The organism is Streptomyces sp. NPDC007971, from assembly GCF_042958635.1.
Lineage (GTDB): Bacteria > Actinomycetota > Actinomycetes > Streptomycetales > Streptomycetaceae > Streptomyces.
In genome coordinates, this window is sequence record NZ_JBIBJK010000001.1 from 604,329 (window position 1) to 621,890 (window position 17,562).

The following is a 17,562-nucleotide window of genomic DNA, read 5'->3' on the forward strand; positions in this document are numbered from 1 at the left end:
AAGAGGAGGGGGCGTGAGCCTGACCACGCACGAGGGTGCGGAGCGCGGGGCGGCGGGGGCCGCCACGGGGTGCGGGGCTACGCTTCCGGGGTGAGCAGTGAGCAGAATTCCGCCCCGGACACCGCCCAAGCCGCCGCGGTCGGCGGCCCCCGTCCGCGTCGACTGACGTACGCGGCGGCGCTGAGTGCCCTGGAGGGCGCGGCCCTGGTGGCCGGCGGCGTGTGGACGCTCGTCCTCGGTCTCACCGGCGCCCCGGACGACCGGCAGCAGGCCGTCACTCTGGGTGTCACCCTGATCGTCCTGGCGCTGCTCCCGCTGCTGGCCGCGCGCGGCCTGCTGGCGCGCCGCAGCTGGAGCCGCGGCCCCGCCGTGATCACCCAGCTCATGGCCCTGCCGGTCTCCTACAGCCTGCTCCAGGCGGAGAGCATGGCGATCCCCGCGGGCATCGCCCTGGCCGTGGTCGCGGTGGCCTCGCTGGTCCTGCTGGTGAACCCGGCCACGACCCAGGCCCTGGGGATCAAGGGGCCGGGCCGCACCGGGGAATCGAAGCCGCAGTAGCCGTACGACGGCTGCCTACTCCTCGACCAGCAACTTCTCCCGCAGCTGGGCCAGGGTCCTGGCGAGCAGCCGGGAGACGTGCATCTGGGAGATGCCGACCTCCTGCGCGATCTGCGACTGGGTCATGTTCCCGAAGAAGCGCAGGAGCAGGATGCGCTTCTCGCGCGGGGGCAGGTCCTCCAGCAGCGGCTTGAGGGACTCGCGGTACTCCACGCCCTCCAGCGCCTCGTCCTCGGCGCCGAGGGTGTCGGCGACCGCCGGGGACTCGTCGTCGGTGTCGGGGACGTCCAGGGACAGCGTGGAGTACGCGTTGGCGGACTCCAGGCCCTCCAGGACCTCCTCTTCGGAGATCGCGAGCTTCTCGGCGAGCTCGTGGACCGTGGGGGAGCGGCCGTGCAGCTGGGACAGCTCGGCCGTCGCCGTGGTCAGCGCGAGCCGCAGCTCCTGCAGGCGGCGCGGCACGCGGACCGCCCAGCCCTTGTCCCGGAAGTGCCGCTTGATCTCGCCGACGACGGTCGGGGTGGCGTACGTGGAGAACTCCACGCCGCGCTCCGGGTCGAAGCGGTCGACGGACTTGATCAGACCGATCGTGGCGACCTGGGTGAGGTCGTCCAGCGGCTCGCCGCGGTTGCGGAAGCGGCGTGCCAGGTGTTCGACGAGCGGCAGGTGCATACGGACCAGCTGGTTGCGCAGCTCCGCGTACTGGGGGCTGCCCTGGTTCAGCTTGCGCAGCTCGATGAACATCGCACGCGCCCCGCTGCGGTCCTGGGGGTCGTGCTGGGTGGCCTGCACGGCCTCCTTGCCCAGCGCGTCGTCCTCGGCGTATCGCTCGTGCTCGCTCATCGTCCCGCCCGTAGCCCTTCCCCGAGCCCTCGCCGCCGCGCGGGTGGCGGGCCCGACCCCGCCGCGTCCCTCCGAAGGCGCGCTCTGCGCGGCACCGGCTCCGCCGGCCTGCGCGGAGTCCTCCTCCGGATGCGGTCTGGCCTGCTCGGGGATGCCGTCGATGCCGTCAGCCATACGTCGGGAAGCGTCCGCGGAGCCCGTGGCCTCCGTCGGCAGCTCCCGTGTGCCGCGCTCTTCGTCCCGCACCGGCCCGTCCCCGTTCCTCACGCCGGCCCGGGGCCCGCGCCGCGCTGTTTGTAGAGGCTGATGGACACGGTCTTGTCCTCGTCGACGGCCGAGGAGACCTTGCCCGCCAGGGCCGAGAGCACCGTCCAGGCGAAGGTGTCCCGCGAGGGGGCGTGGCCGTCGGTGGTCGGCGCCGAGACCGTGACCTCCAGTGAGTCGTCGACGAGGCGGAAGACGCAACTGAGCACGGAGCCGGGCACGGCCTGCTGCAGCAGGATCGCGCAGGCCTCGTCCACGGCGATGCGCAGGTCCTCGATCTCGTCCAGGGTGAAGTCCAAGCGGGCCGCCAGACCGGCCGTGGCCGTCCGCAGCACCGACAGGTAGGCACCCGCAGCCGGCAGCCGGACTTCCACGAAGTCCTGGGTCGCGGGCTCGCCTGCGATCTGGGACACCCTCACCTCCATGGTGGTACAAGCTTTACGGGGCCGAGGGTCGCCCCCCGGGGTAACGCGTACGTGGTTCCGCGGTGACGCTATCGCGCCCCTGACGGTCCTGTCCCCGGGACCCCAACCCCCTGGCGTCACTCACAGTAAAGCTGTGGATACGCTCCGTGTCTAGAGGGTTTGCGGGCCCAAATGGGAAGAGCGCGCGCCGGGTTGACGTACCCCGGCGTCGGACGCTCGAACCGTCGTCGGCCGCGGCCGTATACCGCGTCAGTGCAGTGTCACACGAGAACGTGGTCGACGAAGCACCACCGCCAGTCCTCGCCGGGCTCGAAGGTCCGCATCACCGGGTGTCCGGACGTCGCGTGGTGCTCGGTGGCGTGCCGTCCCGGTGAGGAGTCGCAGCAGCCGACGTGGCCACAGGTCAGACAGATCCGCAGCTGCACCGGATGCGTCCCGTTCGCGAGACACTCCGGGCAGGTCTCGCTGCGCGGCTCCGGGTCCGGGTGCGGCAGCGCGTGGGCGTGCGTGCACTGTTTCATGATTGCCAGATTACGACGGGCGTGCGGGTGACCGCGCGGAAAATGAGGGTGGGCGAGGACCATGGACGTGATGCCGCTGCTGTTGCTGGTGGCAGGCAGTGCCGCGGTGGCCGGTGCCGCCCGGCGCACCCCGGTGCCGGCGCCACTGCTGCTGGTGGCGGTCGGCCTTGCGGTCTCCTACCTCCCCGGTGTCCCGCACTACACGCTCGAACCCGACGTCGTCCTGCCCCTGGTGCTGCCCCCGCTGCTGTACAAGGAGGGCACCGAGAGCTCGTACCTGGACCTGCGGGCCCAGATACGGCCCGTGGGGCTGCTGTCGGTCGGCTACGTGCTCTTCGCGACCTTCGTCGTCGGCTGGGCCGCCTACCTGGTCGTCCCGGGGCTGCCGCTGCCGGCGGCGCTGGTGCTGGGCGCCGTGGTGGCGCCGACGGACGCGGTCGCGGCCGCGGCGATCGCGCGCCGGGTCGGGCTGCCGTCGCGGATCACCACCATCCTCCAGGGCGAGTCCCTGCTGAACGACGCGACCGCGATCACCGCCTACAAGGTGGCCCTAGCCGCGGCCGTCGGCGAGGGCGCCACCTGGTCGGGCGGCATCGGCGAGTTCCTGCGGGCGGCGGTCGGCGGTGTCGTCGTCGGACTGGTGCTCATGGTGCCGATCCACTGGCTGCGCACGCACCTCAAGGAGGCGCTGCTCCAGAACACCCTCTCCCTGCTGATCCCGTTCGTCGCCTACGGCGTCGCCGAGCAGCTGCACGGCTCGGGCGTCCTCGCGGTCGTGGTCGTCGCCGTCTACCTCGGGCACCGCGCGTGGGAGGTCGACTTCGCCACCCGGCTCCAGGAGGACGCCGTGTGGCGGATGGTCGCCTTCCTCCTGGAGTCGGCGGTGTTCGCGCTGATCGGCCTGCAGCTGCCCCGGGTCCTCAAGGGCCTCGGCGCGTACGAGGGCTCCGACGCCGCCTGGTACGCGGTCGCCGTCTTCGTCGTGGTCGTCGCGGCCCGGTTCGTGTGGGTGTACCCGGCGACCTTCCTGCCCCGCCTGCTGTCCCGGCGCATCCGGGAACGCGAGGAAAATCCCACCTGGCGCGGTCCGATCGTGACGTCGTGGGCCGGCATGCGGGGCGTGGTCTCGCTGGCCATCGCGTTCTCGATCCCGGCCACGGTGCACGGGGGCGCCCACTTTCCGCAGCGCGACCTGATCCTCTTCCTGACTTTCACCACCGTCATCGGCACGCTGGTCGTGCAGGGCTTGACCCTCCCGCTGGTGATCCGCCTGATGCGCTTCCCCGGGCGCGACCCGCAGGCCGAGACGCTCGCCGAGGCCAATGCCCAGGCGCAGGCCTCCCGGGCCGCCGAGAGCCGCCTGGACGACCTCCTCCTGGACGAGCGCAACGAGCTGCCGCCACCGCTCGCGGACCGTCTGCGCGACGTCCTGGAGCGCAGACGCAATGCCGTCTGGGAACGGCTCGGCCAGGTCAACGCCGTTACCGGTGAGTCCGTGGACGACACCTACCGCCGCCTGTCCAGGGAGATGATCGGCGTCGAGCGCGAGGTCTTCGTCAGGCTCCGCGACCGCCGTTACCTCGACGACGAGATGCTCCGCGCGCTCCTGCGCAGGCTCGACCTGGAGGAAGCGGCCGCCTTCCGGGAGGCCGACTGAGGGCCTGCCCCGCGGATCACGCCGTCGGTGCGGGACCGGGAAACGGCCGTCCGGTGACGACTGCCGCGACCGACGTCCCGCGCGCGAAGGCGCCTTCCTCCGCCAGGGCGACGAGTCCGTAGAGCAACTTGGCGACATAGAGACGTTCGATGGGCAGTCCGTGCCGCCGCTCGAAGTCCTCGGCGAAGGCGTCGAGCGCATCGGTCGTCCGGGCGTAGCCGCCGAAGTGGAAGCGGTCGTCGAGGGACCACAGGCCGGTGCGGGCGCCGAAGGCGCGCTCCTGGAGCGCCTGGACGTCGCCCGCCAGGAAGCCGCCCTTGAGCACCGGTATGCCGAGCGCGCGCTGTCCGGCGCCCAGTCCCGCGGCGAGTCCGGCGAGTGTGCCGCCGGTGCCGCAGGCGACGGCCACGACGTCGGCACGGTCGCGCAGCTCCTCACCGAGGGCCCGGCAGCCACGCACGGCCCCTGCGTTGCTGCCGCCCTCCGGGACGACGTACGCACCCTCGGCACCGGCCGCACGCAGAATCGCGGCCAGGGTCTCCGGCTCGCTCTTGTGCCGGTACGTCGATCTGTCGACGAAGTGCAGCCGCATGCCGTCGGCCGCGCACCGGGACAGGGACGGGTTGAGCGGCCGGCCGGCCAGCTCCTGGCCGCGGACCACGCCGGTGGTCGGCAGCCCGAGCAGCCGGCCCGCGGCGGCGGTGGCCCGCAGATGGTTGGAGTACGCCCCGCCGAAGGTGACCAGCGCGCGGCCCCGTGCCGCCTCGATGCTGGGCACCAGCTTGCGCCACTTGTTGCCGATCAGCTCCGGGTGGATCAGGTCGTCCCGCTTGAGCAGCAGCCTCAGGCCCTGCCGGGAGAAGCGGTCGTCCGCCAGCTCCTCCAGGGGAGAGGGCAGTCGCGGGGCGAGCGGGTCGGTGCTGGTCACGCCCTCATTCTCGCCCGGCGCCGATCCACGGCCACGCCTCTTTCGGCCGCTGCCCGGCGCCGATCCGCTGCCGCGCCTCCGTGCACCTCCGGCGCCGATCCGCTGCCGCGCCTGCTCCGGCCGCTGCCCGGCGCCGCCCCGCGGCTACGCCTCCTTCAGGCGCTCGCCGATCCGCTCCCGCAGCCACTCCATCGTGAACCCGCGCGGGTCCACCTTGCCCGGCTGCCACTCCAGGTGTCCGATGACCGACCGTGCCGACCACGCGTGGTGGCGGCACACGGCCGCGGCGGCCCGCACGATCGCCTCCAGCTGCGCCTCGGGCCAGGGGTCCTCGCCGTCGCCCAGGTTCTCGCACTCGAAGCCGTAGAAGTACCGGTTGCCGTCGGTGTTCGCCTCGTTGTCCGGCGGCAGCCTCTTCTCGGCGATCACCGCCCGCAGGACGTCGTCGTCACCTGCGCCGGCGTGGTTGGCGCGGCCGTAGCCGACCAGGTGGACCGTGCCGTCCTTGGTGATCACGCCGTGGCACAGCGGGCCCGGCAGCTTGGTGGTGCCGTCCCGGCAGACCTCCACGGTGTGCTCGCTGCCGGTGGTCACCGTGTGGTGGATCATCACGCCGTGGACGGGGCCCCAGGGGCCCTTGTGGTTGCGGTTGTGGTTCGGCCAGTCCCCGACCTCGGCGACGGTGACGCCCTCGGCGCGGAGCGCGTCCAGGAACCGGCTCGCGGACATGGGTGGGGCCATGACCGCCTCCTTCGTGCTGTCGTGCCCGGTGGCCGCCGTTCGCGGCCCTCTCGTACCGCTTGCTTCTACCGAAACCGGACGTCCCGGACTACATCGTTCGCACACTGTGCGAGCCGATCCGGACAACGGGCGCTCACGTCAGGGGCTGGACAGGGTCCCTCTTTCTGCCCAGTAGTGCGATGATCCATTCCCGCTCTTTCGGGTAATGGTGCGTGTGCGTTGCGTGATGGAAGGCTCACTCGTGAGACCGGTGTGCGATTCGGCACCGGGCATACAGGAGAGGGCACTTTCTTATGTCGGTAGGCGATGAGGTCCGCACCGAACAGGGCAAGCCGCAGCAGTCTCTCGGCACGTCGGCGGCGCGGAACCTGGCCACCACGACCAAGTCCGTTCCGCAGATGCAGGAGATCAGCTCCCGCTGGCTGCTGCGGACGCTGCCCTGGGTCGACGTGCAGGGCGGCACGTACCGTGTGAACCGGCGACTGACGTTCGCCGTCGGCGACGGCCGGATCACCTTTGTGAAGACCGGGGACCAGGTCGAGGTCATCCCGGCCGAGCTCGGCGAGCTGCCGGCCCTCAGGTCGTACGAGGACGGCGAGGTGCTGACGGAGCTGGCCCGGCGCTGCCGTCAACGGGACTTCGCACCGGGCGAGGTGATCGCCGGCTTCGGCAGCCGCACCGACGAGGTGTACCTGCTGGCCCACGGCAGGGTCGAGAAGGTCGGCACGGGCCCCTACGGCGACGACGCGGTCCTCGGAGTCCTCGCCGACGGCGCCTACTTCGGCGAGCAGGCCCTGCTGGACCCGGACGCCATCTGGGAGTACACCGCCCGCGCGGACACCGCGTGCACGGTGCTGATCCTCAGCCGCCAGGACTTCGAGCAGGTCGCCGAGCGCGCCGACTCGCTGCGCGAACACCTTCAGGAGCTGCGCTCGGTCCCCGCTCAGCAGACCAACAAGTACGGCGAGAAGGAGGTCGCGCTGGCGGCCGGCCACAGCGGTGAGCCGGACATCCCGCACACCTTCGTGGACTACGAGGCCCGGCCGCGCGAGTACGAACTGAGCATCGCCCAGACCGTGCTGCGCATCCACACGCGCGTGGCCGACCTGTACAACCAGCCGATGAACCAGACCGAGCAGCAGTTGCGGCTCACGGTCGAGGCGCTGAAGGAGCGCCAGGAGCACGAGCTGGTCAACAACCGCAACTTCGGACTGCTGCACAACTGCGAGTACGACCAGCGCATCCAGCCGCACGACGGTGTGCCCAGCCCGGACGACATGGACGAGCTGCTCAGCCGCCGGCGCAGCACCAAGCTGTTCCTGGCCCACCCGCGCGCGATCGCCGCGTTCGGACGCGAGCTGAACAAGCGCGGGCTGGTCCCGGAGAGCGTCGAGATCGGCGGCAACCGCATCCCCACCTGGCGCGGTGTGCCGATCTACCCGTGCAACAAGATCCCGGTCAGCGAGGCCCGCACCACCTCGATCATCGCCATGCGTACCGGCGAGGCCGACCAGGGTGTCGTCGGGCTCAGGCAGTCCGGCATCCCGGACGAGATCGAGCCGAGCCTGTCCGTGCGGTTCATGGGCATCAACGAACAGGCCATCATCAAGTACCTGGTGACGGCGTACTACTCGGCCGCCGTCCTGGTGCCCGATGCGCTCGGCGTGCTGGAAAACGTCGAGATCGGCCGGTGGAGGTGACGTTTCCGCACTTCGCGGCCGTGTTCCCGCCCTTCGGGGCGGGTACATCCTCGGGATATGCGTCCAGCCGGAGCGCAAGCGCCACCGTCCACGGACTGTGCGAGGGGGACTCATGCCCGAGTTCATGACGGAGACCAAACAACGTTCGCCCGAAGCGCCCCGGTCCGCCGGGGTGGGGGAGGAGCCCGCGCCACCGGGACCGGGCGAACGGCGGGGGGCCGACGCTGACGGAGCCGGTCCGCTCGACGGGCACGAGGCGGCGGCACTGCTGGAGCGGACCCGGACCCTGGTCGACCCCGAGCTGCGGGCGGCCGTCGAGTCGCTGCCCGGCCCGATCCGCCGGATCGCGCTCTACCACTTCGGGTGGGAGCACGCGGACGGCACCCCGGCGGCGGGCAACGCGGGCAAGGCGATACGGCCCGCGCTGGTCCTCGCCGCGGCCGCCGCGCTGGGCGGACCGGAGGCGCGGGTGGCAGCCGTCCGCGCCGCCACCGCGGTCGAACTGGTCCACAACTTCACGTTGTTGCACGACGACGTGATGGACCGGGACGCCTCCCGCAGGCACCGGCCCACCGCATGGACCGTGTTCGGCGTCCCCGACGCGATCCTCGCCGGGGACGCCCTGCAGGCGCTGGCCCTGCGGCTGCTCGCCGAGGATCCGCATCCGGCCTCCGCCGCGGCCGCGGCCCGGCTCGCCGACTGTGTCGTGGAACTGTGCTCCGGACAGCACACCGACACGGCCATGGAACAGCGCGCCCCCGGCGACGTCACCCTGGACGAGGTGCTCGCCATGGCCGAGGCGAAGACCGGCGCGCTGCTGGGCTGCGCCTGCGCCCTCGGCGCGCTGTACGCGGGCGTCGGCGAGGACGACGTGGCGGCGCTCGACGGCTTCGGCCGCCAGGCCGGACTCGCCTTCCAGCTGATCGACGACGTGATCGGCATATGGGGGGATCCGCAGCGCACCGGCAAGCCGGCCGGTGCCGATCTCGCGGTCCGCAAGAAGTCCCTGCCGGTGGTGGCGGCCCTCGCCTCCGGCACGCCGGCGGCGGCCGAACTCGCCGCGATGTACGGCAAGCCGTACCTCGCGGGGGAGGCCGGGGACGGCGGCGAGATCGCCCGGACAGCGCTGGCCGTGGAGCAGGCCGGCGGCCGCGACTGGGCGCAGGCCGAGGCGGCCGACCGGATGAGCCGGGCGGTGCAGGAGCTGACCCGCGCCGTGCCCGTGCCGGAGGCGGCGGGCGGCCTGCTGGCCCTGGCCGAGTACGTGACCCGGCGGACCTCCTGAGGGCGCCGGTCCGAACGGCCGGCCGCGGCTCGCCCCTGCCGCAGCCCGGAGGCGACCGCGGTGATCTGCGCGTGCCGCAACCCGGAGGCGACCGTGGTGATCTGCGCTTGCCGTACCCGCGGCCGTGGTGACCTGCGCGTGCCGTATCCGAAGGCGGCCATGAGGATCTGGGTGCGCCGTAACCCGGAGACGGCCATGGTGATCTGCGCGCGCCGTAACCCGGAGACGGCTCCGGCGAATTGCGCCTGCCGTCACCTGTCGCGGGGGTGATCTGCGGCTGCCCTGCCCGGCGGCCGACGAAGGACCCCGGAGTCGCCGGGGCCGTGCGGTTCCTGACCCCGCGCGGCCACCGGGGGCTCCGGCCCGGCGTGCCCCCGCACACCCCCACGGTGTGCGGGGGCACGCTGTTCGCGCCGGTGAGTCCGGGCGCGCGCCCCTGCGGTGAGCGAGCCGCGGCCGAGCCGTCGCCCACCGCAGTGCGGTCGCTGTACACGCACCCTCCCGTGCCGGCCCCGTGAGCCCCGCGTCGAGCAGTCCCGCCCGCCGTCCCGGACGGCCCGCCATACGGAATCCCCTGCCCCACTTGTCCTCGGTCCCGAAAGTGCCGCCGAAACGGCTTGCCACCACTGCAATCGGAGTACTACAAATAAAGCACTACGAACGGAGTGGTTGAAGTTCCGCTCCGCAACCTGCGAAAAGGGATCGGCTTGCGAAAGCTCACGTACTTCATCGCCTGCTCGCTCGACGGCTTCATCGGTGACGAGCACGGCGACGCGTCCGAGATGCTCCGCTTCATGGACGAGGAGTACTTCGCCTTCCTCCGGACGGAGTTCCCGGAGACCCTGCCCACCCATGGCCGCAGGCCTCTCGGCCTCGACCACCTGGAGAACAGGCGGTTCGACACCGTCGTCCAGGGCCGGGCCAGCTACGAGCTGGCGCTGAAGGAGGGCATCACCAGCCCCTACGCCCATCTGCGCGAGTACGTCGCCTCCCGCGCCCTGGGCACCTCACCCGACCCGCACGTCGAGATCATCGACGCCGACCTCGTCGGCCGTGTCCGCGAACTGAAGGCCGAAGAGGGCGGGTTGGGCATCTACCTGTGCGGAGGCGCGCAGGTCGCGGGAGCCCTGCTCGACGAGATCGACGAACTCGTCATCAAGACCTACCCGATCGTCTACGGCACCGGCATGCCGATGTTCGGCAGCGGCCTCGACATCAAGGAGTTCACCCTGGACTCCGGCTCCGTGCGCACCTTCGGCAACGGCGTGCTCGTACGGACGTACCACAGGAAGCGCTGACCACCGGCCCGCCCTACCCTGAGGACATGGACAGTGAGCAACGCGTCTGTCCCGCCTGCGGACAGACGGTCGAGACGGTCGTCGGGCGGCACAAGACACTCGGCGCCTGGGTGCCGGTGTGGGGCTCCGGCCCGTGCCGCAACCCCGCCTGCGCGGCCTACGGAGGGCATGCCGGGCCCGCGACCCGCGCCACCGGAACCGCCCAGCCCCAGCCCGGGGAATCCACCCCGCAACAGTCCTGAGCCCGAGCGTCCCGGCCCGGCTCCCGCATCCCCCGGGGGACCCGTATGCGGATGCGCGCGGGGGCCGGTGTATGCGGATGCGCGGGGCCCGGCCGAGTCCGTAGCGTGGCCGCATGCCGAAACTTCCGCACATCGTCCACATCACCGAGCGCTCCCTGTGGGAGGCGGCCCGCCGATCGGGCACCTACGAGGTGTCCACCCGCGGCCGCACCCTCCAGGAGGAGGGGTTCATCCACTTCTCCACCAGGGACCAACTCCCGCGCATCGCCGCCTTCCTGTACGGCGACTACGAGGGCCCGGACGAGCTGGTCGTGCTGGTCGTGGACCCGGCCCTGCTCGATGCTCCGCTCAAGTACGAGGCCATGCCGCCGAACGGCGAGGAGTTCCCGCACGTGTACGGGCCGGTGCCGGTCCGGGCCGTGGTGGACGTCGAACCCTGGGGGTGAGCGAGCAGAGGGGAGCGCGACGGCGCAGGTGGTGGCGCCGGGCCGTCGGCGCCTGGGTCGTCGCGGTGGCCGCCGGGGGCGGGTTCACCCTGTGGCTCCACGACTCGGTCCGGCCCCGGCAGCCGTACGTCTGGGACAGCGAGGACGGGGCGACGCCGCGCAAGGTGCCCCGCGGTACGCCCCGTCCGCTCCACGATCCGCGCGCGGACGAGAACGCGTGCGTGCCGAGCCCGTCGGCCGAACCGGCGCAGGGACCGGACCCCGCGGCCGTCGCCTGCGCGTACGTGTCCACGCCCCGCTGATCGCCTCTACGCCCCGCTGACCGTCGCGGGCAGCCCGCCCGTCCCGGGGTCCCGGCCCGTCAGGCAGTACGTGCCGCCGGCCGGGTCACGCAGCACCGTCCAGTGCGGGCCCCGGTGGACGCGCGCGGCGCCCAGCCGCTCGTGCCGGGCGCGCGTCGCCTCGATGTCCGCGCAGGCGAGGTCCAGATGGGCGGAGGCCGGGCGTTCGCCGCCCAGCCGCTGGAGCAGGATCCGGACGGGCAGCCCCGCGGGCGGCACGAGCGCCCGGAACTCCGGCAGCGAACCGTCCCGCAGGACCCAGCCGGTCAGCGCGGCCCAGAAGGCGGTCTCGGCGTCGTACCCGGAGGGCGGGACGTCCAGGCAAACCTGGTCCAGCCGGCTGCCCTCGACCACGGCCGGACGTACCGTCTCGCCGTGCCACGGCACCGCGCAGAACAGCAGCCCGGCGGGCGAGCGCAGGACCGCCCAGTCCCCGTGGTCCGCCACCAGGTCCGCGCCGAGGCGGCGGGCGGTCGCGGCCAGGGCCGCCGGGTCCTCGGCGCAGAGGTCGAGGTGGGCGCCGCCCGCGCCCGAGGCGACCCCCTGAAGCTTCACGCAGGCGTCCGTCCCCTCGGGCAGCAGGGTCATGAACTCGCCCTGCTCACCGCGAGGTTCGGACGGTCGGGTGCCGGTGACGGCCGTCCAGAAGGAACGAGCCTCGGCCAGGCGGGCGGCGGGCCGGTCGACGAAGGCGTAGGTCCATCGGATGGTGTTCATGGCGGGGATCGTAGGCACCCGTCCCCGCTGCGCCGGCGCGAGGTCAGTCCGCGGGCCGCTGCAGGAACCGCAGCATGTTCCCGGCAGGGTCCCGGAAGGCGCAGTCGCGCACCCCGTACGGCTGGTCCGTCGGCTCCTGCAGCACGTCGCCGCCGGCCTCCCGGACCCGCTCGTACAGCGTGTCGCAGTCGGTGGTCGTGAAGATGACCCCGCGCAGCAGCCCCTTGGCGAGCAGCTCGGCGATCGCCTGCTTGTCGGCCGCGGAGATGTCCGGGCTCGCACCCGGCGGCTCCAGCACGATCTCCACGTCCGGCTGGAGCGGTGAGCCCACGGTGACCCACCGCATTCCCTCGAAGCCCACGTCGTTGCGGATCTCCATGCCGAGCACGTCGCAGTAGAAGTGGAGCGCCTTGTCGTGGTCGTCCACGGCGATGAAGCACTGCTTGAGTTTCAGGTCCATGGCTTCACGCTAGGCCCAGCCGGGCCGCCGTGCGCACAGGTGGCACACCGGCCCGTGAGCACCCGGGACTCCTCCGCAACAACCCGCGGTTCAGCAAGGCACGCGGTTCACCGAGGCACGCGGCTCGGTATGGTCCGCGGTGCCGTGCGATCGGCGGCTGAGTACGGTCCCCGGCTTGGTATGGTCCCCGGCTCAGTACGGGCGACGGCTCAGCATGCTCGCCGGCTCAGTACGGGCGACGGCGCGGGCGGGTGAACGTGCGGGCCACGCAGGACGGGATGACCGCGCTCTCCTCGTGGGGCCCGGCCCGGTAGGCGCTCGGGGTCCGGCCCACCAGCTCGGTGAACCGGGAACTGAACGAGCCGAGCGAGGTGCAGCCGACGGCGAAGCAGACCTCGGTCACGGTGAGGTCGCCGCCGCGCAGCAGCGCCTTGGCCCGCTCGACCCGGCGCGTCATGAGATAGCTGTACGGCGTCTCCCCGTACGCCTTGCGGAAGCTGCGCTGGAAGTGGCCCGGCGACATGTGGGCGCCACGGGCCAGCTCGGTCATGTCGAGCGGCTCGGCGTACTCGCGGTCCATGCGGTCGCGCACCCGTCGCAGCCGTACCAGGTCCTCCAGGGTCATTCCCCCAGCTTGGCACAGAGGGTTCCGCACGGGCAGGCGTCCCTGATACGTCCGCACGGGCAGTCGTCCTCCGATGCGCCGACAGGCCCGGACACTTTCGCATGGCCGGATACTTCCGCGCGGCTCGGACACTTCCGCGCGGCCCGGACACGTCGTGCACGGCGGCCGGGCACGGAACTGTTTCGCACAGGAACGCACAACACGGTTCCCCGGCTTCGACACTCCCTTCGCCTTCAGTTCGCCGGGCATTGGCCTGCCCTTGCTTTCCTCGGGGAATGGACCACGTCACGTTCCTCGTGGCGGTCGTCATCGTCACGGCGTTGGCCTTCGACTTCACCAATGGATTCCACGACACGGCGAACGCGATGGCGACGTCCATCGCGACCGGGGCGCTGACGAGCTGGGCCGCGATCATCGCCGTCCCACCGCGATCACCGGCTACTACGGCCAGAACCTCCCCCATCCCGGTTTCGGTCGCGAGTCGGGATTCGTCACCTCCGCCGCCGTCATCGTGGTCCTGTCCGCACTGCTGTATGCGACGTTCAAGCGCAAGGACTGGCTCTGACCGGCCCGGTGCCAGGCACCGGTGACCAGTTTCCGGAGGCAGGGAAATGCCTGGTCACCCCCGCCTTTCGGGCCGGCGGGCGGAGTAGTGTGAAGACACCGGGAGTTCTTCGCGTACCGGCTCCGCCGCGGGTGCCGTTTCCGGTGATCGACAACGCCGGGCCGCATCCACGAGCCCGGGGACAGGTCCGCGCCATGGCCGTGACCATTGACCGTACGACACCGAGCAGGCGCGTGCCGTCGCTGCCGGTTCGTCTGTCCCTGATGCCGGCGCCGGGCGGGCTGGAGGTCGACGGCCTCGATGTCCCGGCCCATCGGCTCGACAGGGCCTTCGCCCGTCGGTCGGCGGAGGTGGGAGAACCATGACTGTCATCGCCGTGTCCGTGCTGCTTCTTCTGATCGCCGTCGGAGTCGTTCTGATCCACCGGCTCAACGGTCAGCACGACGAACGGATCGCTGCCTTCCACTACAGCGATGTTCTGCCGGGGATCGGGCGTCGGACCCGGCGGCAGCGTCGGTCGGCGGTGGACGCGACCGTTCCGGCGCGCCCCACCGTGACGGCGACCGCGGATGACATCGACTTCGGCCCGATCGTGGGCGCCAGAGGAGGGCGCGTCATGGCGATATTGCGAGACCGGAAGACGTACCGCGAGAGGATCATGCAGGCTCTGTACCAAGCCGCCGAGGGCAATCGCCTCCTGGGCGTCGAGGGGGCGAAGCTCCGCACCGATCTCGGTATCCCTGAGCAGGACATGGCCGCTGCCTGTATGTACCTGGCGGGAGAGGGCCTGGTCGTCGTGGACTGGGGGAGGGGCAACACGCCCGCGATGATCACGCTGACGCACCAGGGGATCCGGCAGATGGAGACGGAGGAGGAAGGGCGTGGCTGAGCCGCCGCGTCGGCTTCTCGGACCGAAGTGAACCTTCGCCGGGATGGTTCATGTCGGATTGATCCCTTTGGCGTAATGTGGAAGGCGGGTCGGCACACGCTCACGTGCAATGACCCGGAAGGGCGGCTCCGGCGGGTCTACGCCGGAGCCGTTGCCTGTTTCCGTCACCGCGCTCCGCACGACGCTCGCGCGAGCGTCGTGCGGAGTACGGTGAGGGAGCAGGGGCGTATCACGGTCGCACGCTGTGCGGTCGCACTGCTCTTTGCGGACGGGCGGACACCATGGCCGACTCAGACACCCCCGACCACCTCCCCGGGCGCCTGCCGGACGCCGTCCACCGGTCGGTGAAACCCGGCACGGCCCTGCTGCGGCTGGAGATGACAGATGCACGTGAGGGAATCCTGGACGGCGCATGGTGGCCGCGGTCCCGGGACATCGGTGTCGAGCTCCCCTCGCTGATCTCCGCGTTGACCGAGCACCTCGGACCTGTCACCCGGGTCGGTCTGGACGGCAGCGCCTGGGACGACCTGCCGACCCGGGTGATGGTCGATGGCCGAGTCGTCCACATCGATTCCTTCCCGGTCGGTGACGACACCGTCCTCATCACCCGGGGCGACCGGGACCATTTCTCCCTGATGCTGGTCCCCCCGGACACGACGCTCGACGCGGCACGCGCCGCGATGGCCAGGGCCGTACGGGCCGACAACGTCGCCGAGGCCAAGCAGATCCTCATCGACACGGGCAGCGAAAGGCCACCTGCGCCGGCCTGACACATCCGTCGCGGATCGACTCCCGGTCGGCCTGGACGCCAGTCCCTGACCCGCCAACCCGTCATGATCAGCTCCGCTTGTTCGGCCGGACTCCCGTCATCAGCCGATCCCCAAAGGACGCGCGCGACAGGCGTCGGGCAGCTGGATGTCCTCGATCAGGCCGTCGGTGAAACACAGCACCCGGTCGCCGAGTTGGAGCATCTGCTCGCTGATCCGGGGCTCTTCACCGCCGTAGCCGACCGGCGGGGTGGTAACCCTTCCAGAGTGACGCGGCCGGGCGACCCAATGTGCCCATTCCGCCAGACGTGGCATGTCACACGTGATCAGGACAGTTGACTTCCAACCCCCGTTGTCCACCAGATCCCCCATGGAGCAGCACCGCACTTCGGGGGCTGTCCGAACGACTCCGAACAGGCTGTTCCATCGGTGCCCGCGGCGACGACGATGTGCGGGTCGGTGTGCTCGTCGCGCGACCTGCGCCGCTTCTTCGCATCCGCCCTCATCGCCGGCGGAGCGAGCGTCAAGCAGGTCCAGCTGGTTCTCGGCCACGCGTCCGCCGTCATCGCACTGCGGAGCTACGCCCACCTGTGGCCGGGCGAAGAAGACCGCACCCGGGCCGTCATGGACGCCGTGCTCGGCGGCCTGCGGACCGGGTGCGGACAGGTAGGCGATACGACCCGCGAAACCGCAGGTCCAACGGCCTAGCCAAAGATCAGGCCTTCTTGGTCTCCCAGAAGATGCGGTCGATCTCGGCGATGAGCTCCAGCGCCTTCTCGCCCGTCTTCGGGTCCGTCGACGCCTTGGCGGCCGAGAGGGCCTTCAGGGTGTCGTTGACCAACTGGTGCAGCTGCGGGTACTTCTCGAAGTGCGGGGGCTTGAAGTAGTCGCTCCAGAGCACGGAGACGTGGTGCTTGGCCAGCTCCGCGCGCTGCTCCTTGATGACGGTGGCACGCGCCTGGAAGTGCGGGTCGTCGTTGGCGGCCATCTTCTCCTGAACGGCCTTCACGGACTCCGCCTCGATGCGGGCCTGGGCCGGGTCGTACACGCCGCAGGGCAGGTCGCAGTGCGCGCTGACCTTGACCTTGGGGGCAAACAGGCGGGAAAGCATGGAGCATTCCTTCCTCGTGATCGTCTTCTCAGGTGGGACATTACTCCCTGAGGGACGGGTTTTCGCGAGTGCCCCCTAGGGCTTAGGACAAAAGTCCAGGGTCAGACTGAGACTGGTGGAGGAACGGACCGGGGAGGTGCCGGGGATGCCGGAGCTGTCGCAGGAGACCGAGCGGGGGAGGGCGGGGGCGCCCTTCGGGCTGGCCGAGGTGACCGGCCCGTCCATGGTGCCCACGCTGCACCACGGGGACCGGCTGCTGGTGCGGTACGGGGCCGCGGTCAGGCCCGGGGACATCGTCGTCCTGCGTCATCCCTTCCAGCAGGACCTGCTGGTCGTCAAGCGCGCCGTGGAGCTGCGCGAGGGCGGCTGGTGGGTGCTCGGGGACAATCCGTACGCGGGTGGGGACAGCACCGACTACGGCGTCGTCCCCGAGGAGCTGATCCTCGGCAGGGCGCGGTTGCGGTACCGGCCGCTCGGGAGCGGTCAGCGCTCACCGGTGGCGCTGGCGCGCTGGATCTTCTCGGCCGCCAGGCCGCTGCTGCCCGACCGGTCGGCCTCCAGGCGCTTGCGGGCCCGGTAGGCGGCCACGTTGGCGCGGGTCGCGCAGCGGTCCGAGCAGTAGCGCCGGGAGCGGTTCGTGGACGTGTCGAGGTAGGCGTTGCGGCAGGGGGCGGCCTGGCACAGGCCCAGGCGGTCCACGTCGTACTCGGTCAGGTGGAAGGCCAGGCCCATCGCCGCGATCGCCGCGTACCCGGCGGTGGCGTTGGACGGGTGGTCGGCGAGGTGCATGTGCCACAGCGGGCGGCCGTCGTCGTCCCGGTGGTCGTGCCCGGAGATCTGCGGGCTCACGGGGAACTCCAGCAGCAGGGAGTTGAGCAGGTCCACGGCCAGGGTCTCGTCGCCCTGGTCCGCCGCCTCGAAGACCGCGCGCAGCCGGCCCCGTACCGAGCGGAAGCGGGTGAGGTCGGCGTCGGTGGCGCGGCGGGCCGCCGACGCGTTGGCGCCGAAGAGGTCGCGGATGGCCTCGACCGAGGTCAGCGAGTCCTTGCCCCGGGCCGGGTCCTCGCTGTTGACGAGACGTACGGCGTAATCCGAGTAATAGGCCAGTTCCACTTGTAGTCCTTACGAGGGCGCTCTATGGTCGTGTCTGCGGTCGGGTAACAGCCGGTCGTGCCTACA

22 protein-coding genes and 2 pseudogenes are annotated in these 17,562 nt (G+C 71.4%); 13 read left to right on the top strand and 11 right to left on the bottom strand.

The window, feature by feature from the left end:
• The first annotated feature begins 90 nt into the window (after positions 1-90).
• On the top strand, positions 91-558 hold the full coding sequence (locus ACFZCP_RS02725; protein ID WP_391423395.1) for a hypothetical protein: 468 nt from the start codon (positions 91-93) through the stop codon (positions 556-558).
• A gap of 15 nt (positions 559-573) precedes the next feature.
• Here the strand turns inward: ACFZCP_RS02725 and ACFZCP_RS02730 are convergent, their stop codons facing one another.
• The 3 genes from ACFZCP_RS02730 to ACFZCP_RS02740 all read right to left on the bottom strand — a co-directional run bounded on the left by ACFZCP_RS02730 (position 574) and on the right by ACFZCP_RS02740 (position 2,611).
• Positions 574-1,668, bottom strand: coding sequence for a SigB/SigF/SigG family RNA polymerase sigma factor (locus ACFZCP_RS02730; protein ID WP_391423397.1), 1,095 nt, complete (start codon positions 1,666-1,668; stop codon positions 574-576).
• The gene (locus tag ACFZCP_RS02735; protein ID WP_004925829.1) at positions 1,665-2,078 is read right to left on the bottom strand and encodes an anti-sigma regulatory factor; all 414 of its coding nucleotides are present in this window, start codon (positions 2,076-2,078) and stop codon (positions 1,665-1,667) included. The genes ACFZCP_RS02730 and ACFZCP_RS02735 overlap by 4 nt, the downstream gene beginning before the upstream one ends.
• A 272-nt stretch (positions 2,079-2,350) precedes the next feature.
• Positions 2,351-2,611, bottom strand: a complete 261-nt coding sequence (locus ACFZCP_RS02740) for a UBP-type zinc finger domain-containing protein (protein WP_362692019.1) — start codon at positions 2,609-2,611, stop codon at positions 2,351-2,353.
• A 61-nt stretch (positions 2,612-2,672) separates the two neighbouring features.
• On the opposite strand from ACFZCP_RS02740, the gene ACFZCP_RS02745 reads away from it, so the two are divergent.
• Positions 2,673-4,268 (top strand): Na+/H+ antiporter, encoded by a 1,596-nt coding sequence (locus tag ACFZCP_RS02745; protein ID WP_391423400.1) that lies wholly within the window; start codon positions 2,673-2,675, stop codon positions 4,266-4,268.
• 16 nt (positions 4,269-4,284) lie between these two features.
• Here the strand turns inward: ACFZCP_RS02745 and ACFZCP_RS02750 are convergent, their stop codons facing one another.
• On the bottom strand, positions 4,285-5,196 hold the full coding sequence (locus ACFZCP_RS02750) for a pyridoxal-phosphate dependent enzyme (RefSeq protein ID WP_391423402.1): 912 nt from the start codon (positions 5,194-5,196) through the stop codon (positions 4,285-4,287).
• 144 nt (positions 5,197-5,340) lie between these two features.
• On the bottom strand, positions 5,341-5,937 hold the full coding sequence (locus ACFZCP_RS02755; protein WP_362692028.1) for an N-acetylmuramoyl-L-alanine amidase: 597 nt from the start codon (positions 5,935-5,937) through the stop codon (positions 5,341-5,343).
• Positions 5,938-6,230: 293 nt separating this feature from the next.
• Between ACFZCP_RS02755 and ACFZCP_RS02760 the strand changes: the two genes are divergently transcribed.
• The 6 genes from ACFZCP_RS02760 (at position 6,231) to ACFZCP_RS02785 (ending at position 11,210) form a co-directional block, all read left to right on the top strand.
• Entirely contained in the window at positions 6,231-7,637 is a 1,407-nt protein-coding gene (locus tag ACFZCP_RS02760; protein WP_362692031.1) for a family 2B encapsulin nanocompartment shell protein, read from the top strand.
• Between the two features lie 112 nt (positions 7,638-7,749).
• The gene (locus ACFZCP_RS02765) at positions 7,750-8,922 is read left to right on the top strand and encodes a family 2 encapsulin nanocompartment cargo protein polyprenyl transferase (protein ID WP_391423405.1); all 1,173 of its coding nucleotides are present in this window, start codon (positions 7,750-7,752) and stop codon (positions 8,920-8,922) included.
• Between the two features lie 707 nt (positions 8,923-9,629).
• Complete coding sequence (locus ACFZCP_RS02770; protein ID WP_362692036.1) at positions 9,630-10,220, top strand: dihydrofolate reductase family protein; 591 nt, start codon at positions 9,630-9,632, stop codon at positions 10,218-10,220.
• 26 nt (positions 10,221-10,246) lie between these two features.
• Complete coding sequence (locus tag ACFZCP_RS02775) at positions 10,247-10,462, top strand: hypothetical protein (protein ID WP_391423407.1); 216 nt, start codon at positions 10,247-10,249, stop codon at positions 10,460-10,462.
• 113 nt (positions 10,463-10,575) lie between these two features.
• Entirely contained in the window at positions 10,576-10,908 is a 333-nt protein-coding gene (locus ACFZCP_RS02780; RefSeq protein ID WP_391423409.1) for a DUF952 domain-containing protein, read from the top strand.
• Positions 10,905-11,210 carry a hypothetical protein gene (locus ACFZCP_RS02785; RefSeq protein ID WP_391423411.1) on the top strand — a complete coding sequence of 102 codons (306 nt, stop codon included), beginning with the start codon at positions 10,905-10,907 and terminating at the stop codon, positions 11,208-11,210. Before ACFZCP_RS02780 ends, ACFZCP_RS02785 begins: the two co-directional genes overlap by 4 nt.
• A 6-nt stretch (positions 11,211-11,216) precedes the next feature.
• Here the strand turns inward: ACFZCP_RS02785 and ACFZCP_RS02790 are convergent, their stop codons facing one another.
• From ACFZCP_RS02790 to ACFZCP_RS02800, 3 genes are all read right to left on the bottom strand, one after another.
• The gene (locus tag ACFZCP_RS02790; protein ID WP_391423413.1) at positions 11,217-11,966 is read right to left on the bottom strand and encodes a VOC family protein; all 750 of its coding nucleotides are present in this window, start codon (positions 11,964-11,966) and stop codon (positions 11,217-11,219) included.
• Between the two features lie 43 nt (positions 11,967-12,009).
• A complete protein-coding gene (locus tag ACFZCP_RS02795; protein ID WP_362692049.1) occupies positions 12,010-12,426 on the bottom strand; it encodes a VOC family protein in 417 nt (138 codons plus the stop codon).
• A 226-nt stretch (positions 12,427-12,652) separates the two neighbouring features.
• Entirely contained in the window at positions 12,653-13,051 is a 399-nt protein-coding gene (locus ACFZCP_RS02800) for a helix-turn-helix transcriptional regulator (protein ID WP_362692052.1), read from the bottom strand.
• A gap of 275 nt (positions 13,052-13,326) precedes the next feature.
• Here ACFZCP_RS02800 and ACFZCP_RS02805 point away from each other — a divergent pair.
• From ACFZCP_RS02805 to ACFZCP_RS02815, 3 genes and pseudogenes are all read left to right on the top strand, one after another.
• A pseudogene (locus ACFZCP_RS02805) lies at positions 13,327-13,467 on the top strand (inorganic phosphate transporter); the annotation flags it as partial.
• 765 nt (positions 13,468-14,232) lie between these two features.
• Positions 14,233-14,505, top strand: coding sequence for a hypothetical protein (locus tag ACFZCP_RS02810; protein ID WP_391423702.1), 273 nt, complete (start codon positions 14,233-14,235; stop codon positions 14,503-14,505).
• A 281-nt stretch (positions 14,506-14,786) separates the two neighbouring features.
• The gene (locus tag ACFZCP_RS02815; protein WP_391423416.1) at positions 14,787-15,275 is read left to right on the top strand and encodes a DUF5994 family protein; all 489 of its coding nucleotides are present in this window, start codon (positions 14,787-14,789) and stop codon (positions 15,273-15,275) included.
• A 99-nt stretch (positions 15,276-15,374) separates the two neighbouring features.
• Here ACFZCP_RS02815 and ACFZCP_RS02820 read toward each other — a convergent pair whose 3' ends face one another.
• Complete coding sequence (locus ACFZCP_RS02820; RefSeq protein ID WP_391423715.1) at positions 15,375-15,644, bottom strand: hypothetical protein; 270 nt, start codon at positions 15,642-15,644, stop codon at positions 15,375-15,377.
• 96 nt (positions 15,645-15,740) lie between these two features.
• Here ACFZCP_RS02820 and ACFZCP_RS02825 point away from each other — a divergent pair.
• A pseudogene (locus tag ACFZCP_RS02825) lies at positions 15,741-15,980 on the top strand (site-specific integrase); the annotation flags it as partial.
• A gap of 7 nt (positions 15,981-15,987) precedes the next feature.
• On the opposite strand, the gene sodN reads toward ACFZCP_RS02825, so the two are convergent.
• Positions 15,988-16,383: a superoxide dismutase, Ni gene (gene sodN / locus ACFZCP_RS02830; RefSeq protein WP_356142172.1), complete on the bottom strand. Its 396-nt coding sequence runs from the start codon at positions 16,381-16,383 to the stop codon at positions 15,988-15,990.
• Positions 16,384-16,528: 145 nt separating this feature from the next.
• On the opposite strand from sodN, the gene sodX reads away from it, so the two are divergent.
• Positions 16,529-16,963, top strand: coding sequence for a nickel-type superoxide dismutase maturation protease (gene sodX, locus ACFZCP_RS02835; protein WP_391423704.1), 435 nt, complete (start codon positions 16,529-16,531; stop codon positions 16,961-16,963).
• Here the strand turns inward: sodX and ACFZCP_RS02840 are convergent.
• A complete protein-coding gene (locus ACFZCP_RS02840) occupies positions 16,867-17,496 on the bottom strand; it encodes an ABATE domain-containing protein (protein WP_391423418.1) in 630 nt (209 codons plus the stop codon). The two genes, sodX and ACFZCP_RS02840, sit on opposite strands and share 97 nt — an antisense overlap.
• Positions 17,497-17,562: the final 66 nt, after the last annotated feature.

What these genes read in the sequence shown, in the direction of transcription:
- sodN (WP_356142172.1), bottom strand. Translation starts at nt 16,383, where the DNA reads ATGCTTTCCCGCCTGTTTGCCCCCAAGGTCAAGGTCAGCGCGCACTGC.
- ACFZCP_RS02795 (WP_362692049.1), bottom strand. Translation starts at nt 12,426, where the DNA reads ATGGACCTGAAACTCAAGCAGTGCTTCATCGCCGTGGACGACCACGAC.
- ACFZCP_RS02760 (WP_362692031.1), top strand. Translation starts at nt 6,231, where the DNA reads ATGTCGGTAGGCGATGAGGTCCGCACCGAACAGGGCAAGCCGCAGCAG.
- ACFZCP_RS02765 (WP_391423405.1), top strand. Translation starts at nt 7,750, where the DNA reads ATGCCCGAGTTCATGACGGAGACCAAACAACGTTCGCCCGAAGCGCCC.
- ACFZCP_RS02775 (WP_391423407.1), top strand. Translation starts at nt 10,247, where the DNA reads ATGGACAGTGAGCAACGCGTCTGTCCCGCCTGCGGACAGACGGTCGAG.
- ACFZCP_RS02820 (WP_391423715.1), bottom strand. Translation starts at nt 15,644, where the DNA reads ATGGGGGATCTGGTGGACAACGGGGGTTGGAAGTCAACTGTCCTGATC.
- sodX (WP_391423704.1), top strand. Translation starts at nt 16,529, where the DNA reads ATGCCGGAGCTGTCGCAGGAGACCGAGCGGGGGAGGGCGGGGGCGCCC.
- ACFZCP_RS02800 (WP_362692052.1), bottom strand. Translation starts at nt 13,051, where the DNA reads ATGACCCTGGAGGACCTGGTACGGCTGCGACGGGTGCGCGACCGCATG.
- ACFZCP_RS02790 (WP_391423413.1), bottom strand. Translation starts at nt 11,966, where the DNA reads ATGAACACCATCCGATGGACCTACGCCTTCGTCGACCGGCCCGCCGCC.
- ACFZCP_RS02810 (WP_391423702.1), top strand. Translation starts at nt 14,233, where the DNA reads ATGGCGATATTGCGAGACCGGAAGACGTACCGCGAGAGGATCATGCAG.
- ACFZCP_RS02740 (WP_362692019.1), bottom strand. Translation starts at nt 2,611, where the DNA reads ATGAAACAGTGCACGCACGCCCACGCGCTGCCGCACCCGGACCCGGAG.
- ACFZCP_RS02815 (WP_391423416.1), top strand. Translation starts at nt 14,787, where the DNA reads ATGGCCGACTCAGACACCCCCGACCACCTCCCCGGGCGCCTGCCGGAC.
- ACFZCP_RS02755 (WP_362692028.1), bottom strand. Translation starts at nt 5,937, where the DNA reads ATGGCCCCACCCATGTCCGCGAGCCGGTTCCTGGACGCGCTCCGCGCC.
- ACFZCP_RS02745 (WP_391423400.1), top strand. Translation starts at nt 2,673, where the DNA reads ATGGACGTGATGCCGCTGCTGTTGCTGGTGGCAGGCAGTGCCGCGGTG.
- ACFZCP_RS02780 (WP_391423409.1), top strand. Translation starts at nt 10,576, where the DNA reads ATGCCGAAACTTCCGCACATCGTCCACATCACCGAGCGCTCCCTGTGG.